The 19,728-nt window shown below is 69.1% G+C and carries 18 protein-coding genes and 2 tRNA genes; 13 read left to right on the forward strand and 7 right to left on the reverse strand.

The features are described from left to right. The first annotated feature begins 3 nt into the window (after positions 1–3). Both gltX and QUC20_RS07260 read left to right on the forward strand, forming a co-directional pair. Positions 4–1,518, forward strand: coding sequence for a glutamate--tRNA ligase (gltX, locus tag QUC20_RS07255; RefSeq protein ID WP_120262750.1), 1,515 nt, complete (start codon positions 4–6; stop codon positions 1,516–1,518). An 83-nt stretch (positions 1,519–1,601) separates the two neighbouring features. Next, positions 1,602–1,673: transfer RNA gene (locus tag QUC20_RS07260), tRNA-Gln, on the forward strand. A 57-nt stretch (positions 1,674–1,730) separates the two neighbouring features. On the opposite strand, the gene QUC20_RS07265 is transcribed toward QUC20_RS07260, so the two are convergent. Beyond that, complete coding sequence (locus QUC20_RS07265) at positions 1,731–2,978, reverse strand: MFS transporter (RefSeq protein ID WP_289331362.1); 1,248 nt, start codon at positions 2,976–2,978, stop codon at positions 1,731–1,733. A 131-nt stretch (positions 2,979–3,109) separates the two neighbouring features. Between QUC20_RS07265 and QUC20_RS07270 the strand changes: the two genes are divergently transcribed. The 3 genes from QUC20_RS07270 to QUC20_RS07280 are packed head-to-tail and all read left to right on the forward strand — an operon-like array spanning position 3,110 to position 5,011. Then, positions 3,110–3,361 carry a hypothetical protein gene (locus tag QUC20_RS07270; RefSeq protein ID WP_289331363.1) on the forward strand — a complete coding sequence of 84 codons (252 nt, stop codon included), beginning with the start codon at positions 3,110–3,112 and terminating at the stop codon, positions 3,359–3,361. Between the two features lie 23 nt (positions 3,362–3,384). Then, entirely contained in the window at positions 3,385–3,933 is a 549-nt protein-coding gene (locus QUC20_RS07275) for a TetR/AcrR family transcriptional regulator (protein ID WP_289331364.1), read from the forward strand. 25 nt (positions 3,934–3,958) lie between these two features. After that, positions 3,959–5,011: a 2,3-butanediol dehydrogenase gene (locus QUC20_RS07280; RefSeq protein WP_289331365.1), complete on the forward strand. Its 1,053-nt coding sequence runs from the start codon at positions 3,959–3,961 to the stop codon at positions 5,009–5,011. A 111-nt stretch (positions 5,012–5,122) separates the two neighbouring features. On the opposite strand, the gene QUC20_RS07285 is transcribed toward QUC20_RS07280, so the two are convergent. The 3 genes from QUC20_RS07285 to QUC20_RS07295 all read right to left on the reverse strand — a co-directional run bounded on the left by QUC20_RS07285 (position 5,123) and on the right by QUC20_RS07295 (position 9,126). After that, positions 5,123–5,335, reverse strand: a complete 213-nt coding sequence (locus QUC20_RS07285; RefSeq protein WP_289331366.1) for a putative acetyltransferase — start codon at positions 5,333–5,335, stop codon at positions 5,123–5,125. Beyond that, positions 5,329–6,810 (reverse strand): SDR family NAD(P)-dependent oxidoreductase, encoded by a 1,482-nt coding sequence (locus QUC20_RS07290; protein WP_289331367.1) that lies wholly within the window; start codon positions 6,808–6,810, stop codon positions 5,329–5,331. The genes QUC20_RS07285 and QUC20_RS07290 overlap by 7 nt, the downstream gene beginning before the upstream one ends. Before the next feature lie 303 nt (positions 6,811–7,113). Beyond that, positions 7,114–9,126 (reverse strand): DUF262 domain-containing protein, encoded by a 2,013-nt coding sequence (locus tag QUC20_RS07295; protein WP_289331368.1) that lies wholly within the window; start codon positions 9,124–9,126, stop codon positions 7,114–7,116. Between the two features lie 126 nt (positions 9,127–9,252). Between QUC20_RS07295 and QUC20_RS07300 the strand changes: the two genes are divergently transcribed. The 5 genes from QUC20_RS07300 to QUC20_RS07320 all read left to right on the forward strand — a co-directional run bounded on the left by QUC20_RS07300 (position 9,253) and on the right by QUC20_RS07320 (position 14,297). Beyond that, entirely contained in the window at positions 9,253–10,026 is a 774-nt protein-coding gene (locus QUC20_RS07300; protein ID WP_120262742.1) for a hypothetical protein, read from the forward strand. Positions 10,027–10,169: 143 nt separating this feature from the next. Next, the gene (locus QUC20_RS07305; protein ID WP_289331369.1) at positions 10,170–10,946 is read left to right on the forward strand and encodes a DeoR/GlpR family DNA-binding transcription regulator; all 777 of its coding nucleotides are present in this window, start codon (positions 10,170–10,172) and stop codon (positions 10,944–10,946) included. Then, complete coding sequence (locus tag QUC20_RS07310) at positions 10,943–11,893, forward strand: 1-phosphofructokinase family hexose kinase (protein ID WP_289331490.1); 951 nt, start codon at positions 10,943–10,945, stop codon at positions 11,891–11,893. The genes QUC20_RS07305 and QUC20_RS07310 overlap by 4 nt, the downstream gene beginning before the upstream one ends. A gap of 37 nt (positions 11,894–11,930) precedes the next feature. Then, positions 11,931–14,015: a PTS fructose transporter subunit IIABC gene (locus QUC20_RS07315; RefSeq protein WP_289331370.1), complete on the forward strand. Its 2,085-nt coding sequence runs from the start codon at positions 11,931–11,933 to the stop codon at positions 14,013–14,015. A gap of 12 nt (positions 14,016–14,027) precedes the next feature. Further along, positions 14,028–14,297 (forward strand): HPr family phosphocarrier protein, encoded by a 270-nt coding sequence (locus QUC20_RS07320; protein WP_023951028.1) that lies wholly within the window; start codon positions 14,028–14,030, stop codon positions 14,295–14,297. Positions 14,298–14,358: 61 nt separating this feature from the next. On the opposite strand, the gene QUC20_RS07325 is transcribed toward QUC20_RS07320, so the two are convergent. Next, positions 14,359–14,997 carry an MBL fold metallo-hydrolase gene (locus QUC20_RS07325; protein WP_289331371.1) on the reverse strand — a complete coding sequence of 213 codons (639 nt, stop codon included), beginning with the start codon at positions 14,995–14,997 and terminating at the stop codon, positions 14,359–14,361. 121 nt (positions 14,998–15,118) lie between these two features. Here QUC20_RS07325 and QUC20_RS07330 point away from each other — a divergent pair. Then, positions 15,119–15,194 (forward strand) — tRNA-Glu (locus QUC20_RS07330). Positions 15,195–15,262: 68 nt separating this feature from the next. Here the strand turns inward: QUC20_RS07330 and QUC20_RS07335 are convergent. Both QUC20_RS07335 and QUC20_RS07340 read right to left on the reverse strand, forming a co-directional pair. Next, on the reverse strand, positions 15,263–16,381 hold the full coding sequence (locus QUC20_RS07335; RefSeq protein ID WP_289331372.1) for a DUF4349 domain-containing protein: 1,119 nt from the start codon (positions 16,379–16,381) through the stop codon (positions 15,263–15,265). Further along, the gene (locus QUC20_RS07340) at positions 16,378–16,938 is read right to left on the reverse strand and encodes an RNA polymerase sigma factor (protein ID WP_289331373.1); all 561 of its coding nucleotides are present in this window, start codon (positions 16,936–16,938) and stop codon (positions 16,378–16,380) included. The genes QUC20_RS07335 and QUC20_RS07340 overlap by 4 nt, the downstream gene beginning before the upstream one ends. Before the next feature lie 116 nt (positions 16,939–17,054). Here QUC20_RS07340 and QUC20_RS07345 point away from each other — a divergent pair, with 116 nt between their 5' ends. Together QUC20_RS07345 and leuC are read left to right on the forward strand one after the other, a co-directional pair. Beyond that, the gene (locus QUC20_RS07345) at positions 17,055–18,128 is read left to right on the forward strand and encodes a TerC family protein (protein WP_120262736.1); all 1,074 of its coding nucleotides are present in this window, start codon (positions 17,055–17,057) and stop codon (positions 18,126–18,128) included. A 151-nt stretch (positions 18,129–18,279) separates the two neighbouring features. Beyond that, on the forward strand, positions 18,280–19,728 hold the full coding sequence (gene leuC / locus QUC20_RS07350; protein ID WP_289331374.1) for a 3-isopropylmalate dehydratase large subunit: 1,449 nt from the start codon (positions 18,280–18,282) through the stop codon (positions 19,726–19,728).

The following is a 19,728-nucleotide window of genomic DNA, read 5'->3' on the forward strand; positions in this document are numbered from 1 at the left end:
GGGATGTCCAACGCACCTCACCCCGCCACCACGACCGCTTCCGGAACCGACGTCCGCGTGCGGTTCTGCCCCTCGCCGACCGGCTTGCCGCACGTCGGCCTGATCCGCACGGCCCTGTTCAACTGGGCCTACGCGCGCCACAACGGCGGCAAGATGGTCTTCCGCATCGAAGACACCGACGCTGCGCGCGATAGCGAGGAGAGCTACCAGCAGCTTCTCGAGGCCCTGCGGTGGCTCGAGATCGACTGGGACGAGGGTGTCGAGAAGGGCGGCCCGCATGCCCCGTACCGCCAATCGCAGCGTCACGAGATCTATCGCGAGGTGCTCGACAAGCTCATCGCTGCCGGTGTCGTGTACGAGTCGTACTCGACGGCAGAGGAGATCGACGCCCGCAACGAGGCGAACGGACGCGCGAAGCAGCTCGGCTACGACAACTACGACCGCGGTCTCACCGACGAGCAGAAGGCGGCGTTCCGCGCCGAGGGGCGAGAGCCCGCGTGGCGTCTGCGGGTGCCGGACCACGACCTGACCTTCGTCGACCTCATCCGAGGCGAGGTCACGTTCCCCGCCGGATCGTTCCCCGACTTCGTGATCGTTCGGGCCGGCGGCATCCCGCTCTACACGTTCGTGAACCCCGTCGACGACGCGCTCATGGGAATCACGCACGTCCTCCGCGGCGAGGACCTCATGCCGTCGACGGCGCGTCAGCTCGCGCTGTACGCGGCGCTGATCGAGGCGGGCGTCACCGATTTCGTCCCGCGCTTCGGGCACATGCCCCTCGTCCTCGGCGACACCGGCAACAAGAAGCTGTCGAAGCGTGACCCGAAGGCCGACCTCTTCCTGCAGCGAGAGAGGGGCTTCATCCACGAGGGGCTCCTGAACTACCTGTCGCTCCTCGGCTGGTCGATCGCGCCCGACCGCGACGTCTTCACGCGTGACGAGCTCATCGCCGCGTTCGACATCGCCGATGTGAACCCGAACCCGGCCCGCTTCGATCAGAAGAAGGCCGAGTCGATCAACGGCGACCACGTGCGGATGCTCGCACCCGACGACTTCGCCGAGCGCCTCGTGCCCTACCTCGCCGGCGCCGGGCTGATCCAGAACCCGCCCACGGCGGGGGAGCGCGAGATCCTCGAAGCGGCGGCGCCGCTCGTGCAGGAGCGGATGCAGCTGCTGGGCGATGCGCCCGGCCTGCTCGGCTTCCTCTTCCGGTCCGAGGTCGCATACGAGGACGACGCGCTGTCGGGTCTTCCCGCCAACGCGGGCGAGGTGCTCGTCGCGTCTGTCGGCGCCCTCGAGCTGGTTCCCGAGCAGGGCTTCACCGCGGCGGCGGTGCAGGAGGCGCTCGCGCCCGCGCTGATCGAGGGACTGGGTCTCAAGCCGCGTGTCGCTTACGGCCCGCTTCGCGTCGCCCTCAGTGGACGTCGCGTGTCGCCGCCTTTGTTCGAGTCGATGGAGCTGCTCGGCAAGGCTGAGACCATCCGCCGGCTCGACGCGCTGGTGCAGCGCGTCGGCTGACGCGCCCGGGCGGCACTCGGTTTGGCCGCATCCTCTCCGTCAGGTAGAGTTATTCCTCGGTGCGACTGAGGTCAAACCGACCATGGGGTATGGTGTAATTGGCAACACGGCGGTTTCTGGTACCGTTGTTCTTGGTTCGAGTCCAGGTACCCCAGCTTTGAGAAAAGCCCCGCTGAAGCGGGGCTTTTCTGTTGGTTCCGCGGCGGCCGCGATCAGCGACGCGGGTTCGACTGTGCCAGCCGGGGCGCCACGATTGCGGCGGCGATCAGCGGGGTGGCCAGGAAGAGCCACGCCGTGACCGGAAGCCCCGGCATCGCGAGCAGGGCTCCGACGATGAGGTTGCCGATCAACACCGCGACGCCCCCACAGGTGGCGAGCAAACCGAAGAACGACCCTGTCGGGTGGTCGTCCGCGAAGCGGGGGACGAGTGAGAGTGCGGTCGGGTTGGTCGTCATGTGGCCGGCCACGACGAGGGGCGCCGCCGCGACGACGATCGTGACTCGTACAGCATCCGCGCCCTGCGCCATCGTGCCGACTGCCGCGACGGCGAAGCCGGCGGCGGACAGGACATAGCCGACGCGGAGGGCAATGGGCGCCCCGACGCGCGCCGACCAGCGCGCGACGGGGATCTGCAGCGTCAGCGTCAGGATCGATACCCATCCGAACATCCCGGCGGTCGCGGTCGCCGGGTGTTCCGTCGCGGCGAGCTGCAAGGGCAGGGCGAGATAGAGCTGGTTGTAGGCCAGCAGGTCCGCGGCGTGCGCGGCCGAGAAGCCGACGAAGCGCCGATCGCGCAGCGACCACCAGTGGCCCGTGGGTGTCGTGGCGGCGTCCGACGTGGGTTCGCGTCGGACGACGGGCAGCGAGACGGCGAGGAACAATCCGATCAGGACGAAGAAGGCGGCCCCGAACAGGGCGACCGTCTCGAACCCCCAGCCGAGGAGGGCGGCGCCGACGACAGGACCCGTGACGGCGCCGAGCTCGCCGGTGATGCTGAGCCAGGCGAAGAGCGACGCGCGTGTGGCAGAGGTCGAGGCGGGGCGCCGACGCTCGGCGTCCGCCAGGAGCACGTTGAGCCCCGGAGAGAAGAGAGCCCCGCCGAGGCCGGTGAGGATGGTCCCGGTGACGAAGAGCACGAGCTGGGGCGACTCCAGGATCAGGGATGCCGCGAGCGTCGTGAACCCGGCGATCCGAACGCCGCAACCGAGGAGGATGACGCGACGCGCGCCCATCCTGTCGGCGAGCACGCCGCCGACGAGGAACATCCCCTGCTGGGCGAATGTGCGGACCCCGAGGATGAGTCCGACGGTGGTGGCCGCGACACCGAAGTCTTCGGTGAGGACGAGGGCGAGGAATGGCACGACGGCGTAGAAGCCGGTGTTGAACAGGAACTGCGTCGCGAGCAGCACCGGGGTGCGCGCGGCGCGCGGCGAGGCGCCACCGGGGCGGGGGATCTGCACGTCGGGTTCTCTCGGGCTTCGGATGTCGTTGGGGGCGCCGCCGAGTTCGGCTGAGCGACGGGCCGGAACGATCATCGCAAGACGACGGCCGTACGGCCGCGAGCGGCATGCGGTGGAGTGACAATGGGCGTATGGGACTCTTCATGCAGCGACCGGAGGAACCGAGCGAGTGGGCAGGTCTGCCGTCTGAGCCTGTACGCCGCACGTCGAACGCGGAGTTGCTGCCCAACGAGCCGCCACCCGCCGATCCCGCGGGCGATCTCCTCGGCGGGGGCGGCATCGCGTCGATCACGATTCCGCTTCCGGTCCCGTCGGAGCCGGCGGGCGAGGGGGCCGATGGCGACAGCGAGGCGGAGTCAGGTACGGAGCCGCCCGCTGTCTGACAGGTGTCGGATAAGCTGAGGTCATGGACCCGCGGTCGATGCGCAGCCGAGAGGCGCTGCGTCGCGCCGCGCTCGATCTGGCCGCTGTGCGCCCGCTCACCGACCTGTCGGTGTCGGAGATCTGCCGTACCGCAGGTGTCACCCGCGACACCTTCTACCGCCACGCTGACGCTCCCGTCTCGCTCGTCGCCGACGCGCTGAGCGTCGAGCTCGAGGACGTGCTGTCGGATGTCGGCGAGCTCGATTCGCTGTCGACCGCCGAAGGACTTCTGCTCCAGCACGTGAAGCAGCGCGCCGATGTCTACCGCGGGGCTCTGCATCCCTCGCTCGCTGCTCCGATCCGTGCCGTGCTCGAACGGGTCATCGCCGCAGGCCTCGAGGAATGGCTCGCACGGCATCCCGAAATCGAGCCGCCTGCGATCGATGATCTGCCGTCGCGAGAGATCGCTGTGGCGTACGCGGCGGGCGGGACGGTCGCGGCGATCGAGGCTTGGCTGCGCTCGGGTGCCGATGACGTGGCGTGGGCGACGAGGGCGATCCTCGCCGCATCGCCGGAATGGTGGCTGCGGTGACGCAGCCGAACGAGAGGAGATCACGATGAAGGCAGCAGTGTTCCACGCGAAGGAAGACCTCCGCGTGGAAAACGTCGAAGAACCGACCGTGGAGGCTGGGCAGGTGAAGCTCAAGAACGCCTTCGCGGGGATCTGCGGGTCGGACCTGCACGTGTACTACGCGCCTGAGGCCGCGGGCCTCACCCTGGACGAGCCGCACCCGGTGACGGGCGCTCAGCTTCCGCAGATCCTCGGACACGAGTTCGCGGGAACCGTCGTCGAGGTCGGTGAGGGCGTCGAGGGAGTCTCCGTCGGCGACCGCGCCGCCGTCTGGCCGGTCTACTACTGCGGCGAGTGCCCCGCGTGCGAGAAGGGCATGTTCAACGCCTGCCAGAAGATCGGCTTCCACGGGCTCAGCTCGCACGGCGGCGGGATGGCGGAGTACACCACGGTTCCGGCCTCGATGCTGCACAAGCTCCCCGAGAACGTCGACCTCCGCATGGGCGCGCTCGTCGAGCCGATGGCGGTCGCCTGGCATGCTGTCGAGCGATCGCATGTGACGTCCGGACAGACGGCGATCGTCGCGGGGGCCGGCCCGATCGGTATCGGTGTCTGGTTCGCTCTCAAGGCCCACGGTGTCGAGAAGGTCCTCGTTTCGGAGCCCAGCGCCGCGCGGCGTGAGACGATCGCCGCCCTCGGCGCGACCGTGGTCGACCCGGTCTCGGGTGACTTGGCCGCCGCGGTCGCCGAGCTCACCGGCGGTCGCGGAGCCGACGTCGCGTTCGACGCCGCGGGAGCGGGACCCGCCATCACGTCGGGCCTGGCGAGCCTGGTACCCGGCGGACGCTTGGTCGTCGTCGCCATTCACGAGCGCGCTATGGAGTTCTCGCCGACGCAGCTCGTGATGGCCGAGACTGAGATCGCCGGTGCGCTGGCGTACCTTCCGGCTGACTTCGATGCCGTCATCGACGCGATGTCGCGCGGCGTGTACGACACGACCGGTTGGGTCGAGGAGGTGCCGATCGACGGCGTCGTGGGAGCCATCGAGAAGCTCCGCGGCGGTGCCGGCGCAAAGATCCTGGTGCGGTCTGACGCCTGACGCCTGACGCCTGACGTCTGACGCCCGACGCGAAAGCCCGCGATTCCGAATGTCGGATCGCGGGCTTTCGCACGCTCGCTGTGCTGCCGAGCGCGTCAGCCGCGACGAACGTCAGGTGCGGCGCGGCCTCGGCGCCGGAGGCGGCGGAACGGGTTTGGCCGCGACGATATCCGAGCGGTGGATACGTTCGACCCCGCGTTTGCCGTCGACGACGACCAGCTCGTCGTCCGCGCTCAGCAGCTCGCCGAGCGCATCCGTGGCTTGTCCCGTGGGCAGCAGGTAGCGGACGACCACTCGGTTGCCCGGCACGGGCAGTCTCACCATGCGCCGGGGGAGTAGTCCTTGAGGAAGACGCCGAAGAGGTCTTCGCCGGCCTCGCCGCGGACGATGGGGTCGTAGACGCGCGCGGCGCCGTCGACGAGGTCGAGCGGGGCATGGAAGCCCTCTTCAGCGAGTCGCACCTTGGTCGGGTGCGGGCGCTCGTCGGTGATCCAGCCGGTGTCGACGCTGGTCATCAGGATGCCGTCGGTCTCGAACATCTCGCGCGCGCTCGTGCGCGTGAGCATGTTCACGGCGGCTTTGGCCATGTTCGTGTGCGGGTGGCCCGGTCCCTTGTAGCCGCGGTTGAACACGCCCTCCATCGCGCTCACGTTCACGACGTAGGTGCGGCGGGCCGGGCTGGCCGCGAGCGACGCGCGCAGTTTCGACACGAGCAGGAAGGGTGCCGTCGTGTTGGCGAGCTGCACCTCGAGCATCTCGAGCGGGTCGACGTCGCCGACGCGCTGCGTCCACGAGTTGACGCTGTCGAGGTCGGGGATGAGGCCCCCGGCGTCGATCGCCGTGCCCGCGGCGAGCCGGTCGAGCGAGCTCGATCCCGCGGCCATCGCCTGCTCGGTCAGCTCGTCGGCACGGGAGGCCGCGGCGGCGAGGATCGGGTGCGCGTTGACCGACCGCTCGAGCGCCTGCGGATGCATGTCGTTGGTGTGTCCGAAAGTGATGAGCTCGGGCAACGGCCCGTCCGGCAGGGGCGAGAGCTCGGCGTCGACGAGGGGCTGGTAGGCACCGGGCGAGCGCCGCACCGTCTGGGTCGCGTTGTTGATCAGGATGTCGAGCGGGCCGGCTGCGGCGACGTCATCCGCGAGTCCGACGACCTGGGCGGGGTCGCGCAGGTCGATTCCGACGACCTTGAGCCGGTCGATCCAGTCCGACGAGTCGGGCAGACTCGTGAACCGGCGCACCGCATCGCGCGGAAAGCGGGTCGTGATGGTCGTGTGCGCGCCGTCGCGCAGCAGTCGCAGCGCGATGTACATCCCGATCTTCGCGCGGCCGCCCGTGAGCAGCGCTCGGCGCCCGGTGAGATCGGTGCGAGCATCGCGCTTCGCGTGGCTGAGGGCCGCGCAGTCCGGGCAGAGCTGGTGGTAGAAGGCGTCCACGAGCGTGTACGGCTGCTTGCAGATGTAGCAGGCGCGCGCCTTGATGAGCGTGCCCGCGACCGGAGCGGTCGTCGACGACGAGATCGGGATGCCGCGGGTCTCGTCGTCGATGCGGTCGGGAGCACCCGTCGCGGTGGCGTGCACCACGGCGCGGTCGGCGGAGGCGACGGCATCCCGGATCTCTCGGCGCCGCACCTTCTTCGCGGCCTTGAACATCGCGGCGGTCGCGCGGCGCACCGTGACGTAATCCGGGTGGGCGTGATCGATGTCGGCGAGCTGCTCCAGGACGCGGAGCGTCGCGGCGAGGTCGGCCGGGTCGATGCCGCTGGGCGCGACGGAAGCGGGGGAGATCGTGTCGGGAAGCACACGGAATTCTACGACATCGGGCCTGAGCGACTCCGGTGGAGGGTGCGACGCACTTTCGCGCGTCGGGCGCGGATTGAACAGCGATGGATGCCGCGAAGTGCGCGCCATCCGCTGCCGATGCCTCGGTGAAAAGGGGACGACCCCGCCGGAGATGAAATCTCACGGCGGGGCCGTCAGTGAGCCCTGGGAGAAAGTGACCCGAACACCGTCTCTACCGAACCGCTCACGTACAAGAGTGAAGCTACGCGGTCGGAGGCCGCCTGTCGGGGTTGTTGACGTCGCACCTCGGGCTCTGGTAGGCGATCAGCGCATCGCGTCGCCGATATAGGAGTACTTCAGGAAGACCTCCGACGCCCAGCCGGCCTCCTCGAGGACACCCTGGACCGCGGTGAGCATGTAGCGCGAGTCCCATCCCATGTAGAGATAGCTGCCTTCGCCGAGCTCGTCCCACTGCCCGTTCCAGGCCATCGCCGGGTACACGGGGCCGCCCCGACGGGCGCTGAAGTCGATCACGCTCTGCCGGGAATCCACCCACAGGCGCTTGAAGACGCGGTTGAACAGGTAGCGGACGTCGGGGACCTCCCAGTGCTCGCCGCGGAACTCGACGTAGTCGAACTCTCGTTGCCAGCCGCGCGGCCAACCCCGGCGCAGCTTCGCGTCGAGGATCGGCGTGAGGTTGTCGTCGTCGATCCCCGTCATCGGCGGGCGGCGCCAGAGGTCGACGAAGCGCGCCGCGAGCTCTTCCGTGCGCGCGCCGATCGCCCCGGTGTCCCAGCGCGCGTGCTCGGCGATCTCGCGAGACATCTCCACCCCGCTTCCCGCAAGGACGGAGCGAAGCTGTGGGAAGGTGGCGTCGAGCGCGCGCTCCGACCGGTCCTGCTCGAGCAACGTCAGATTGCCGATGGTGTGTGCCAGCGCGCGGTGGCTGTTCTGCTCGTCCTCGCTGTAATCGGCGAAGCGTCGCGTGCCGTCCCCCGACCAATCGTCGCCGGCGCCGGCGGGGAAGATGGGCGACACATCGAGGAGGTCGGCCGCGTCGACGCCGGCGAGCCTGCCGAGCACGTAACGCGGGTGGGGGAGGTCGGTGTACTTGAGGCCCACGCGCACGCGCTCGTCTGAGGGCGTGATGCGCGCGATGGCCCGGGTGAGGGCATCCGGGCCCCCCGCGTAGGCGCGGCACAGGCGCGCGACGAGCCGCTCGGTCGCGATGCCGACGACGACACGGCGCAGGAGAAGCGACTGGATGTCTTCGAGGCGGGCGATCAATTCGTCGCGGGGCAGGATGCCGGCGCGCTGGTCGTGCACGAGCCGCATGGCGAGGGGGAACATCTGGCGGCCGAGAACCGCGAGGTAGCCGAGCTGGCGGCCGACCTCCGGGTCGTCGCTCGTGGCCGGGTCGAGGAGCTCGCGATAGATCTCGGAGAAGGTACGCCAACTCGTCGCGTGCTCGCGCAGGCTGTCGATGTCGAGCCGAGGGAATTGCTGGCGGAACACGTCGTAGACGCCGCGCCCACCGGTGATGAGCACCTCGCGACCGGTGAGCATGACCAGGTAGTGGTTCCAGAACGACCCGATCGCGTCGCCGGTGTTCTGCTCGATCGGAAGCCAGTACTCCTGCTCGATCTCGTTCTGCTCGGTGTGGGTGAGCCCCATGAGCACGTAGTTGTGGATGAGCTCGTGATCGCGCAGCGGCTCACCGGTGGAGTTCAGGCTCTCGAAGATCTGCTGCGCGTTGGCCTGCGCGCCCAGGGTGATCGAGACGTGCTCGAGTTTCTGCAGCCCACGCCACAGCGTGGCGGCTTCGCCCGGACGGATCTGGCTGCGGAAGAACGCGTAGTTGTCATCGAAGCGCGAAGCGCGCTGCTCGTCCTCGGGGCCGCGCCGATCGAGGACGACGCTCTCGAAGACATCGGCCCACGCGCGGTGGGGACGCAGCTTGGTGCGCGTCGGGTCGTCCGCCCGCACGAGCACCGCCTCGAGCTCCCGCGCGAGGCCGGGATCGTCGTCGCGCAGCGTGTGATGCAGGGCTGCCACCAGCAGCATCAGCGTCGTGATCCGCTGCTGCCCGTCGATGAGCACGAGCTGGGCGTCGTCGTCGGTCGAGGTGCTCGCGGTGGAGAGGATCGATCCGATGAAGTGGGTGTGAGCGTCATCCGAGGCCGAGACCGATCGGATGTCGCCGAGCAGCTGCTCGCAGCCGCCGATGTCCCAGCGGTACTGACGCTGATAGACCGGCACGACGATGGTGGTCTCGGATGCCGAGAGCCAGCCGATCGTGTTGACGGCGGTCGCTTCGACATTCGTGGCAGTGCTCATGTTCTCCGAAATCGCTCCTCGAAAACCCCGGACGAGTCTACCGGCGCGCTCAGGAGCCGTAGGTAGGCTGACCTAAGTCGGGCCTGTAAAAACTTCGCTTGTCCGACAGAAAGGTCATGATCCGTCATGGGTTACATCAAGTCCGCTGCCCTCGAGGAGACCGGCTACGTCGTCCTCGACCGCTACAACAAGGAGATCGATCCGAAGGAATGGCTCGACGTCGAGTACGTCGACTGGAAGTCCTCCGGAGACACCCGCTTCGCCCCGCTGGCCTCGGCCAAGGGTGAGATCGAGTGCAACGGTTTCTGGAACCACAAGCCGCCGCGCACCGACAAGGACGGTGTCTGGATCGATTCGCAGACCGCGATCGCGCCGACGCTGACCGCGCGTGCGCAGGAGCCCGGCGCGAACGTCGGCCGCTGCCGCATCATCGAGCTGCAGCCGAACACGTATGCCGACTGCCTCTACAACCTGCACCAGGACGACAACAACCGCCTCAACCCCGATGGCACGGGTTGGGTCGTCCGCGGCTTCTTCAACCTGACGGACGACAAGACCAGCTACTTCGTGCTGCGTGAGAACCGCACCGACCCCAGCGAGGAGACGCGCATCGCCCTCCCCGCCGGCGCGCAGCTCATCGTCGACACCCAGCGCCTGTGGCACGCCGCCGCTCACTACGGTGACGAGCCGCGCTACTGCCTCATCACGTCGTGGGAGTCCGGCCCCGAGCTCGACGCCTACATCGCCAAGTACAACGGCGTGAACAAGGTGGAGAGCTACCCGGTCGACCAGGAGATCCTCGATGCCGGTCAGATCGAGCAGGAGCGCCGTATCGCCGCTCGCGCCGCCGCCCTCGCGGCACGCGGTCAGCAGGAGGTCATCGCGATGAGCGAGGCCTGAGCTCGCACTCGCTGTAGGGGAGGCGTCGGCTGCGGCCGGCGCCTCCCTTTTGCCGTGAGGGCCGCGGGACCAAGGACCGTGTTGCTTTTTGTTGCTTTGGGTTTGATTGCGTTGTAACGTGTGGGCATCCGAAGGAGGATGTCGTGTACGCAATGGAGCGCCAGCAGCTCATCGAACGAATGCTCGTCGCTAACGGTCGCGTGGCCGTGGTCGACCTCGCATCGCGCTTCGACGTCACGACCGAGACCGTCCGCAGAGACCTCGCGGCCCTCGAAGAGACCGGGGTTCTGCGTCGCGTGCACGGAGGTGCAGTCTCCGCTGAGCGTGTCAGCACCGCCGAGCCTTCGGTCGCCGAACGTTCCCAGCGGCATTCTGCAGCCAAGGAACGAATCGCCCGCCGCGCACTCTCAGCGCTTCCGGCCGCGGCCGGATCCATCTACATCGACGCCGGCACCACCACGGCGTCGTTCGCCGAGGCTCTGGTCGAGCGCGGCGCACCGAGCGGGCTCGAGGTCGTCACCCACTCGATGACGATCGCGCACTCCCTCGCCGGTGCGAGCGGCATCGGCCTCACCGCGATCGGCGGCCGCGTCCGGGGTCTCACCGCAGCCGCCGTCGGCTCGGACACCGTTGCCGCGATCACGCGGCTGCGCCCCGACGTGGCCCTGATCGGCACCAACGGCATCGCCCGAGGTGCGGGGCTGACGACGCCCGACCCCGACGAAGCCGCCGTGAAGCGAGCGATCGTGGCGGGTGCGCGCCGCGTGATCGTGCTCGCCGACGCCGACAAGTTCGACGCCGAGCTGCTCGTGTCGTTCGCCGACCTGTCGGAGCTCGACGTCATCGTGACCGACCGTGAGCCCGAGGACGATCTCGCTCTCGCCCTGCGCGAGGCCGACGTGGAGGTATGGACCGCATGATCGTGACCCTGACGGTGCATCCGTCGCTCGACCGGACGATCTCGATCGACGCTGCGCTCCGCGTCGGAGAGGTGCAGACCGCGTCGGCCGTGCGCGAAGACGCCGGTGGCAAGGGCATCAACGTGGCCCGTGTCCTCCGGGCATCGGGAGCCGAAAGTCTGGCGGTGCTGCCGCTCGACCCGGCCGACCCGTTCGCCGCCGCGCTCGCGGCCGCCGATGTCGATGTCCGCACGGTCCCCGTGCGGGGACGCACCCGCGCGAACATCGCGGTCACGGATCCGACCGGTGAGACGACGAAGATCAACCTCCCCGGTGTGGCCTTGAGCGAGGACGATCTCGATGACGTGATCGACGTCGTCGCCGAGTCCGCGCGAGGCGCGCAATGGCTCGTGCTCGCCGGCTCTCTCGCGCCGGGGCTGCCTGACGACACCTATGTTCGGGTCATCCGCGCGGTGCGGGACCGGCTCGGCGAGCACGCACCCCGGGTGGCGGTGGACACCTCGGGTGCCGCGCTGCGCGCGGTCGTCGCGGACGGGCGTCCCGATCTCATCAAGCCCAACGACGAGGAGCTCGCCGACCTGCTCGGTGCGGCACTGCCAGCCGCCGAGCACCTCGCCGATGCCGTCCACATCGCATCGCGCGAGCTCGTGCCCGCGACGGTGGGGGCGGCCCTCATCACGCTCGGCGGCGACGGAGCTGTCTTCGTCTCCGAGCACGGCGCGTGGGCGGCCTCGCCGCCTCCCACTCGTGTGCGCAGCACGGTCGGAGCCGGCGACAGCTCGCTCGCGGGCTTCCTTCTCGCCGACTCGCGTGGCGCCGATCCCGCCGCGGCTCTCGTGTCCGGCATCCGTTACGGCTCCGCTGCCGCGGCGCTCGACGGCACGCAGGCGCCGACTCCCGCCGATCTCCCCACCGCGGACATCCCCGTCCGCGTGCTCCATCACTGATCCGAACGACCCGCACCACTCGAACCAGGAGGACACCGTGTCCGACACCATCACCCCGGAGCTCGTCAGCCTCGACGCGCCCCTCGGGGCCGACAAGAAGGACGTGATCCGCGCTCTCGCTCGCCTCGTCGCAGCGCAGGGCCGCGCCACGGACGCCGACGCCCTCGCGAACGATGCGATCGCTCGCGAGGATAAGGACGAGACCGGGCTCCCCGGCGGCATCGCGATCCCGCACGCCAAGAGCGCCGCCGTCACTCAGGCCTCGCTCGCGTTCGCCCGCCTGAAGCCCGGCGTCGCTTTCGGGGCGCCCGACGGTCCCGCTGATCTCGTGTTCCTCATCGCGGCGCCCGCGGATGCCGCCGAGGAGCACCTCGCGGTGCTGTCGCGCCTCGCACGCAGCCTGATGCAGGACGCGTTCACGAGCGATCTTCGTGCGGCAGCGACCGCGGACGACGTCGTGCGCACGGTCCGCGCCGCGATCGGCGAGGCCGACGCTCCCGCGTCGGCTGCCACGGCGACGGCGTCGTCTGCGGCGTCGACTCCGGCCGCCGCGCCCGGCGCGCCCGCAGACGACCTCACGATCGACGGTCGCCCCGCGCGGATCGTCGCGGTCACCTCCTGCGCCACGGGCATCGCGCACACGTTCATGGCCGCCGACGCTCTGACGGCCGCGGGCAAGGAGGCCGGGATCGACCTCGTCGTCGAGCCGCAGGGCTCGAGCGGGTACCAGGCACTGCCCGCATCCGTCATCGACAACGCCGACGCGGTGATCTTCGCCACCGACGTCGACGTCCGCGAGATCTCGCGGTTCGCGGGCAAGCCGGTCGTCCGGTCGGGAGTGAAGCGCGGCATCGAGCAGCCCGCACAGATGATCCGCGAAGCGGTCGCCGCCGCGTCGAACCCGAACGCCGCCCGTGTCAGCGGGGCCGCAGCGGATGCCGACTCCGGCACCAGTGCGGCTGCGACGCAGAACCTGTCATGGGGTGCGAAGATCCAGCGCATCCTGCTCACGGGCGTCAGCTACATGATCCCCTTCGTCGCCGGAGGCGGCCTGCTGATCGCCCTCGGCTTCGCCCTCGGCGGCTACGAGGTCACCGACAACGCGAAGAACGTCATCATCGACAACGCGCTGTGGAACCTACCCACGACCGACATCACCTCGCCGTTCGGTCCGCTCGGCCAGTACCTCGGGTCGGTGGCGTTCATGATCGGCTCGACATCCATGGGCTTCCTGGTCGCCGCACTCGCGGGCTACATCGCCTACGCGATCGCCGACCGCCCGGGTATCGCGCCCGGTTTCGTCGCCGGCGCGATCGCCGTCACGATGAACGCCGGCTTCATCGGCGGCATCATCGGCGGTTTCCTGGCGGGCTTCGTGGCCTGGTGGCTCGGACGCCTCCCCGCGCCGCGCTGGCTGCGGGGTCTCATGCCCGTCGTCATCATCCCGCTGCTCGGCTCGATCGTCGCCTCGGGGCTCATGGTCCTGTTCCTCGGTCGTCCCATCGCGGCCCTCATGGCGCTCCTCACCGACGGGCTGACCTCGCTCACCCAGAGCGGTGCGGGCCTCATCGTCGTGGGCGTGATCCTCGGACTGATGATGTGCTTCGACCTCGGCGGTCCGATCAACAAGGTCGCGTACGTCTTCGCGACGACCGGTCTCGCAGCCGCGTCCACCGAGAACACCGCGCCGTACCTCATCATGGCCGCCGTCATGACGGCCGGCATGGTGCCGCCGCTGGCTCTGGCGCTCGCGTCGACCGTGCTCGCCCGTCCGCTCTTCACCCCGGTGGAGCGCGAGAACGGCAAGGCCGCCTGGCTGCTGGGCGCCTCGTTCATCAGCGAAGGTGCGATTCCCTTCGCGGCGGCTGACCCGCTGCGTGTCATCCCGGCCTCCCTCGTCGGCGGCGCGATCACCGGCGCGCTCAGCATGTGGTTCGGCGTCCAGAGCTTCGCGCCGCACGGCGGCGTGTTCGTGCTGTTCGCGATCTCCCCGGTGTGGGGTTTCTTCGTCGCGCTTCTGGCGGGTACCGTCGTTTCTGCGCTGTTGCTCGTCGTACTCAAGAAGTACGTCCGCAAGAGCTCCACCGCCCCGGCCCCGGCCGTGGCGACCGCGACAGTCTGAGGAGACACCACCATGGCAGAACGCACCGCCACCATCGCGAGCAGCTCCGGACTGCACGCCCGCCCCGCGAAGCTCTTCGTGCAGGAGGTGCAGTCGAAGGGCGTCCCCGTCACGATCGCCGTCGAGGGCGGCCCCGACCTGAACGCTGGCAGCATCCTGAGCATCATGGGCCTGGGCGCCTCGCAGGGCTCGGTCGTGACGCTCAAGGCCGAGGGTGAGGGTGCCGAGAAGGCGCTCGACGAGCTCGTCGCCTTCCTCGAGATCGACCACGACGCGGCCTGATCCGCTCGGAACACACGGATGCCGTGGACCTTCTGGTCCACGGCATCCGTCGTCTCACCGGTCAGATGTCGGTGGAGTCGCCCGGGTCGAGCGCGACGAACTCGCCGCCGTTCTGCTGGGCCGCCCACGTCAGCCGCTCGCGGCCCATCGACAGGCCCGCCGGCGACAGCGTCATGTCGTGGGTTGCGAACACCCGCCGGGGCTTGACCTCGAGCACGAAGTCCATCGCATCGCCGATCTTCAGCCACGGGGCGCCGACGGGTGCCGCCAGGAGCTTCACCTTCGCCCCCTTGGGCACGGCGTACGAATCGCCCGGATAGTAGAACTCGTCGTCGACGAGGACGCCGACGTTGTCGATCACGGGGATCGACTCGTGGATCACCGCGTGGTGCCCGCCGAAGAACTCGAGACTGAACGGACCCGCCTCGAGCTTGTCGCCGGGGGAGACCTCGCGGATGTCGAATCCGGCCGCAGCCCGCACGACGCCCTCCGGGCCGTAGACCGGGATGTTCGGGAACTGCTCGAGGATGCTCGACAGGTGCTGCGACGTCCAGTGGTCGGGGTGCTCGTGCGTGATGACGACGGCCACGACATCATTCAGACCGTCGAGGGGTGACGTGAAGGTGCCGGGGTCGATGAGCAGGGTCTTGCCGTCACGCTCGAGGCGCAGGCAGGCGTGTTCGTGCTTGGTGACATGCATGCTCTCAGTCAACGCCCGACACGCCCGAGAGGGCAATGGGGGCCCCGATTTTGCCGGATGCGCGGGGCCGTGGCATACTTTAACGGTTGCCTCCGGAGCCCCGGAGAAGACGAAAAAGTACGGCCCCATCGTATAGCGGCCTAGTACGCCGCCCTCTCACGGCGGTAACGCGGGTTCGAATCCCGCTGGGGTCACCAACACGAAACGCCCGTCCACTCGGATGGGCGTTTCGCGTTTCCGGGAAGTAGCGCCCGGGCCCGCGAGGTCAGTCGGCGGTCGAGTTACGTCGCGCGCGGCGCCGACGCGTGGTCGAGACGACGAGCCAGATCAGCGCGGCGGTGAGTCCGATCACGATGAGCCACGGCAGCAGGAATCCGAGCGCCACGATGATTCCGTTGAACGTCGCGATGAGGCCGTTCCACCCCGTCGCAAGCCCGTCGCCGAAGCCCGCGGGATCGGCATCCACCTTCTCGGCGGGCGCCTGCAGCTGAACGGTGAGCGACGAGAGGGCGACCTGCGACTCGAGCGCGGTGAGCTGCTGCTGCAGCGAATCGAGATCGGCCTGTCGCTCCGCGAGTGCGGACTCCGCCGCGATGAGGTCGGCGACCGATCCGGCTTCGCCCATCAGCTCCGTCAGCCTCTTGACCGACGCCTGCCCCGCAGCCACTCGAGCACGCAGGTCGGTGGTCTGGGTCGTGACGTCATCGCGTGAGACCTGAGAGGTCTCGACCTCACCCACGTCCGAGAGTCCGGCGACGGCGTCTTCGAGGCTCGCGGCGGGCACACGCACCAACACCCAGGCCGACCCGGAGGCAGCCGGCCACACCGCGCGGTCATCCGCGTACGGCAACGCCCCCGTCGGCGTGCCGCCGAGGCTCATGGACTCGACGTAGCCGCCCGTCGCGACGGCGGCCGCGCCGATCGACTCCGCCGCGGCGCGGGGGTCGGCGACGACCACGGTCGCGGATGCGGTGGCGACGACGTCGCGCCCGGCGGGGGAGTCCGACACCGTTCCGGAGGTCACGCCTTCGTCGGCCGACCCGTCCAGCGCGAAGGGTTCCGCCTGCGGCGCCGAACCGCCGGCGTCTCGCGACATGTCACCGTTCTCCGGTGCGCCGAACATCGTGTCGGGCGCGGTGGCCGGAGCGACGGAGGACGCCCCGCCGCTGCTGCTCGTCAGCTGCGGAGCGATCGCGGCGGCTACGACGATGACGGCCGCTGCCGCTCCTGACGCTCCCCACCAGGTGCGGCGGCGACGCCGACGCCGGGCCGCGGACACGTCGTCGCGGGCGCGCCCCTCGGCACGTTCGCGAGCGATGTCCGCGAACAGGGCTGCCTCGATCTCATCGATACGGCGGTTGTCGAGGGCGGGAAGATCGTTCATGACTGCTCCGGTTCAACGCTCGAGCGGACGAATGTGCGAATGCGGGAGAGGCGGTTCCGGACCGTCCCGTGGCTGACGCCGAGCTGGTCGGCGGCCGCTTGATAGGCGAATCCCTCTGCGGCGCAGAGCCGGAAGATGTCCTGATCGAGCGGGCTGAGAGATCCGACGGCGGTGAGGATGCGTTCGACCAGATCGCTCTGCGCGACCTGTCGCTCGACGTCGACCGTGTCCGCGACGTCAGCGGCATCCGCGTCGGTCGTGTGGCGGCGTTCACGTTGCCGTCGACGGATGCGGTTCGCGCTCTGGAATCGGCAGATGGTGACGAGCCACGGCAGAAGGGACTCGCCCGCCAGCTCGAGATCGGGAAGCTTCCGCCAGGCCACGAGGAACGTCTCTTGAGTCGCGTCCTCCGCCTCCGCGGGATCGCCGAGCAGGCCGTGTGCGAGCCAGTACACCGGCCGCACGTAGGCGCGGTAGAGCGTCCGGAAGGCGTGCTCGCTTCCGGATGCCGCCGCCTCGACGAGTTCGGCATCACCGCGTGTGATCGTGTCGACCATGCGTCCGAGTCCCTTCCCTCACCCCATCAGTGTCACGTCGTCGCAGACCGTCTCACACCCGGGCCACGGGGGAGCCGGGGTGTAGTCTCGGGAGGCTTCCTCCCCGAAAGGCTCGCATGGACCTCCCCGTGCCGTTCCAGATCATCGCGCTCGTCATTCTGGTTCTCGTGCTCGTCGCCGACCTGCTCATCATCGTCAAGCGGCCCCACATCCCGTCGCCGAAGGAATCGACGCTGTGGGTGCTGTTCTACGTCGCCCTCGCGCTGGTGTTCGCCGGCATCCTCTGGGCGGTCGCCGACGTCGAGCATGCCGGACAGTTCGTCGCAGGATGGCTGACGGAGTACAGCCTGTCGATCGACAACCTGTTCGTCTTCGTGCTGATCATGAGCCAGTTCTCGGTTCCGCGGCGGTACCAGCAGAAGGTGCTGATGGTGGGCATCATCATCGCTCTGGTGCTGCGGGGGCTCTTCATCCTCGCGGGCGCGGCGATCATCGAGCAGTTCAGCTGGGTGTTCTACATCTTCGGCGCCTTCCTCATCTACACCGCGATCAAGCAGGCGCTGCCCGAGGGTGATCACGACGACGACGTGAAGAAGGAGAGCTTCCTCGTCCGCATCATCCGGCGCACGGTCGACATCTCCGACGAGTACGACGGGCCCAAGGTCCGCACGGTCGTCAACGGCAAGCGGATGTTCACCCCGATGATCATCGTGTTCGTGGCCATCGGCGTCACCGACCTGCTGTTCGCCCTCGACTCGATCCCCGCGATCTTCGGCATCACGCAGGATCCGTTCCTCGTGTTCACGGCGAACATCTTCGCGCTCATGGGCTTGCGCCAGCTCTACTTCCTGCTCGGCGATCTGCTCGACCGGCTCAAGTATCTGCACTACGGCATCGCGTTCATCCTCGCCTTCATCGGCGTGAAGCTCATCCTCCACGCCATGCACGAGAACGAGCTCGCGTTCATCAACGGCGGCGAGGGGATCGCCTGGGCGCCGGAGATCTCGACCTGGGTGTCGCTCGGGGTCATCGTCGGCGCCATGCTCGTCGCAACCGTCGCGAGCCTCATCGCCGCCCGTCGCGATGCCCGCGCCGCCGGCCCCACCGAAGCAGCTGCCGCGGTGGCCGGCGAGCAGGGCACGCCCCCGACGGTCGAGCAGCCCGATGCGCGCGAGGACGAGCGCCCGTGACCGGACGTCGCCGCCGCACCCGGTGGTATTCTGACCGCATGCGGATCGCTCGCCTTCTCCTTAGCGGCCGCGGCGAGGTCTCGTTCTGAGCCCCTCCTCGCCGCGGAGTCCGTCGTGGGCTTGATCCCGGTTCGCAAGGAGAACGAAACCCATGAGCATTCCCACCCCTCCCGAGCGCCCGCGCACCCTGGCCGAGAAGGTCTGGGACGACCACCTCGTCGTCAAGGGTGAAGACGGTCAGCCCGACCTGATCTACATCGACCTGCACCTCGTGCACGAGGTCACCAGCCCGCAGGCCTTCGACGGCCTGCGTGCGGAAGGGCGTCCGCTGCGGCGGCTCGATCTCACGATCGCCACCGAGGACCACAACACCCCGACCCTCGACATCGACAAGCCGATCGCCGACCTCACGAGCCGGACGCAGATCGAGACCTTGCGCCGCAACGCCGAGGAGTTCGGCGTGCGCCTGCACTCGCTCGGCGACGCCGAGCAGGGGATCGTGCACGTCGTCGGCCCCCAGCTCGGGCTCACGATGCCCGGCATCACGGTGGTGTGCGGCGACAGCCACACGTCGACCCACGGCGCATTCGGCGCGATGGCCTTCGGCATCGGCACCAGCGAGGTCGAACACGTCATGGCGACGCAGACCCTGCCGCTGAAGCCGTTCAAGACCATGGCCATCACGGTCGAGGGCGAGCTGAAGGAAGGCGTGACGGCGAAGGACATCATCCTCGCCGTCATCGCGAAGATCGGCACCAACGGCGGGCAGGGCTACGTGCTCGAGTACCGCGGCAGCGCCATTCGCGCACTCTCGATGGAGGGCCGCATGACGATGTGCAACATGTCGATCGAGGCGGGTGCCCGCGCGGGGATGGTGGCGCCCGACGACATCACCTTCGAGTACGTCAAGGGCCGGCCGCACGCACCCACCGGACAGGACTGGGACGACGCCGTGGCCTACTGGCGCACGCTCCCGAGCGATGAAGGCGCCGTCTACGACGCCGAGATCTTCATCGACGCGGCCGAACTCGAGCCGTTCGTCACGTGGGGCACGAACCCCGGCCAGGGGGTCTCGCTCAGTTCGACGGTGCCGTCGCCGGACGATTTCAGCGACCCGAACGAGAAAGCCGCCGCTGAGCGTGCGCTCGAGTACATGGACCTGCGCCCGGGGACTCCGCTCAAGGAGATCCCCGTCGACGCGGTCTTCATGGGGTCGTGCACCAACAGCCGGATCGAGGATCTGCGCGCGTTCGCGTCGATCATCGAGGGCCGGACGAAGGCGGAGGGCGTCCGCGTCATGGTCGTTCCGGGCTCGGCCCGCGTCCGGCTCGAGGCCGAGGCCGAAGGGCTCGACAGGGTCTTCACCGAGTTCGGTGCCGAATGGCGCTTCGCCGGCTGCTCGATGTGCCTGGGCATGAACCCCGATCAGCTCGCCCCGGGAGAGCGCTGCGCGTCGACCAGCAACCGCAACTTCGAAGGACGCCAGGGCAAGGGCGGTCGCACCCACCTGGTGTCGCCGCTCGTGGCCGCCGCCACCGCCGTGCTCGGGCGCCTCGCGTCACCGAGTGATCTGCCCGCACGCGAGAAGGTCGAGGCCTGA

Source organism: Microbacterium arborescens, assembly GCF_030369635.1.
In the GTDB taxonomy this organism is placed as follows: domain Bacteria; phylum Actinomycetota; class Actinomycetes; order Actinomycetales; family Microbacteriaceae; genus Microbacterium.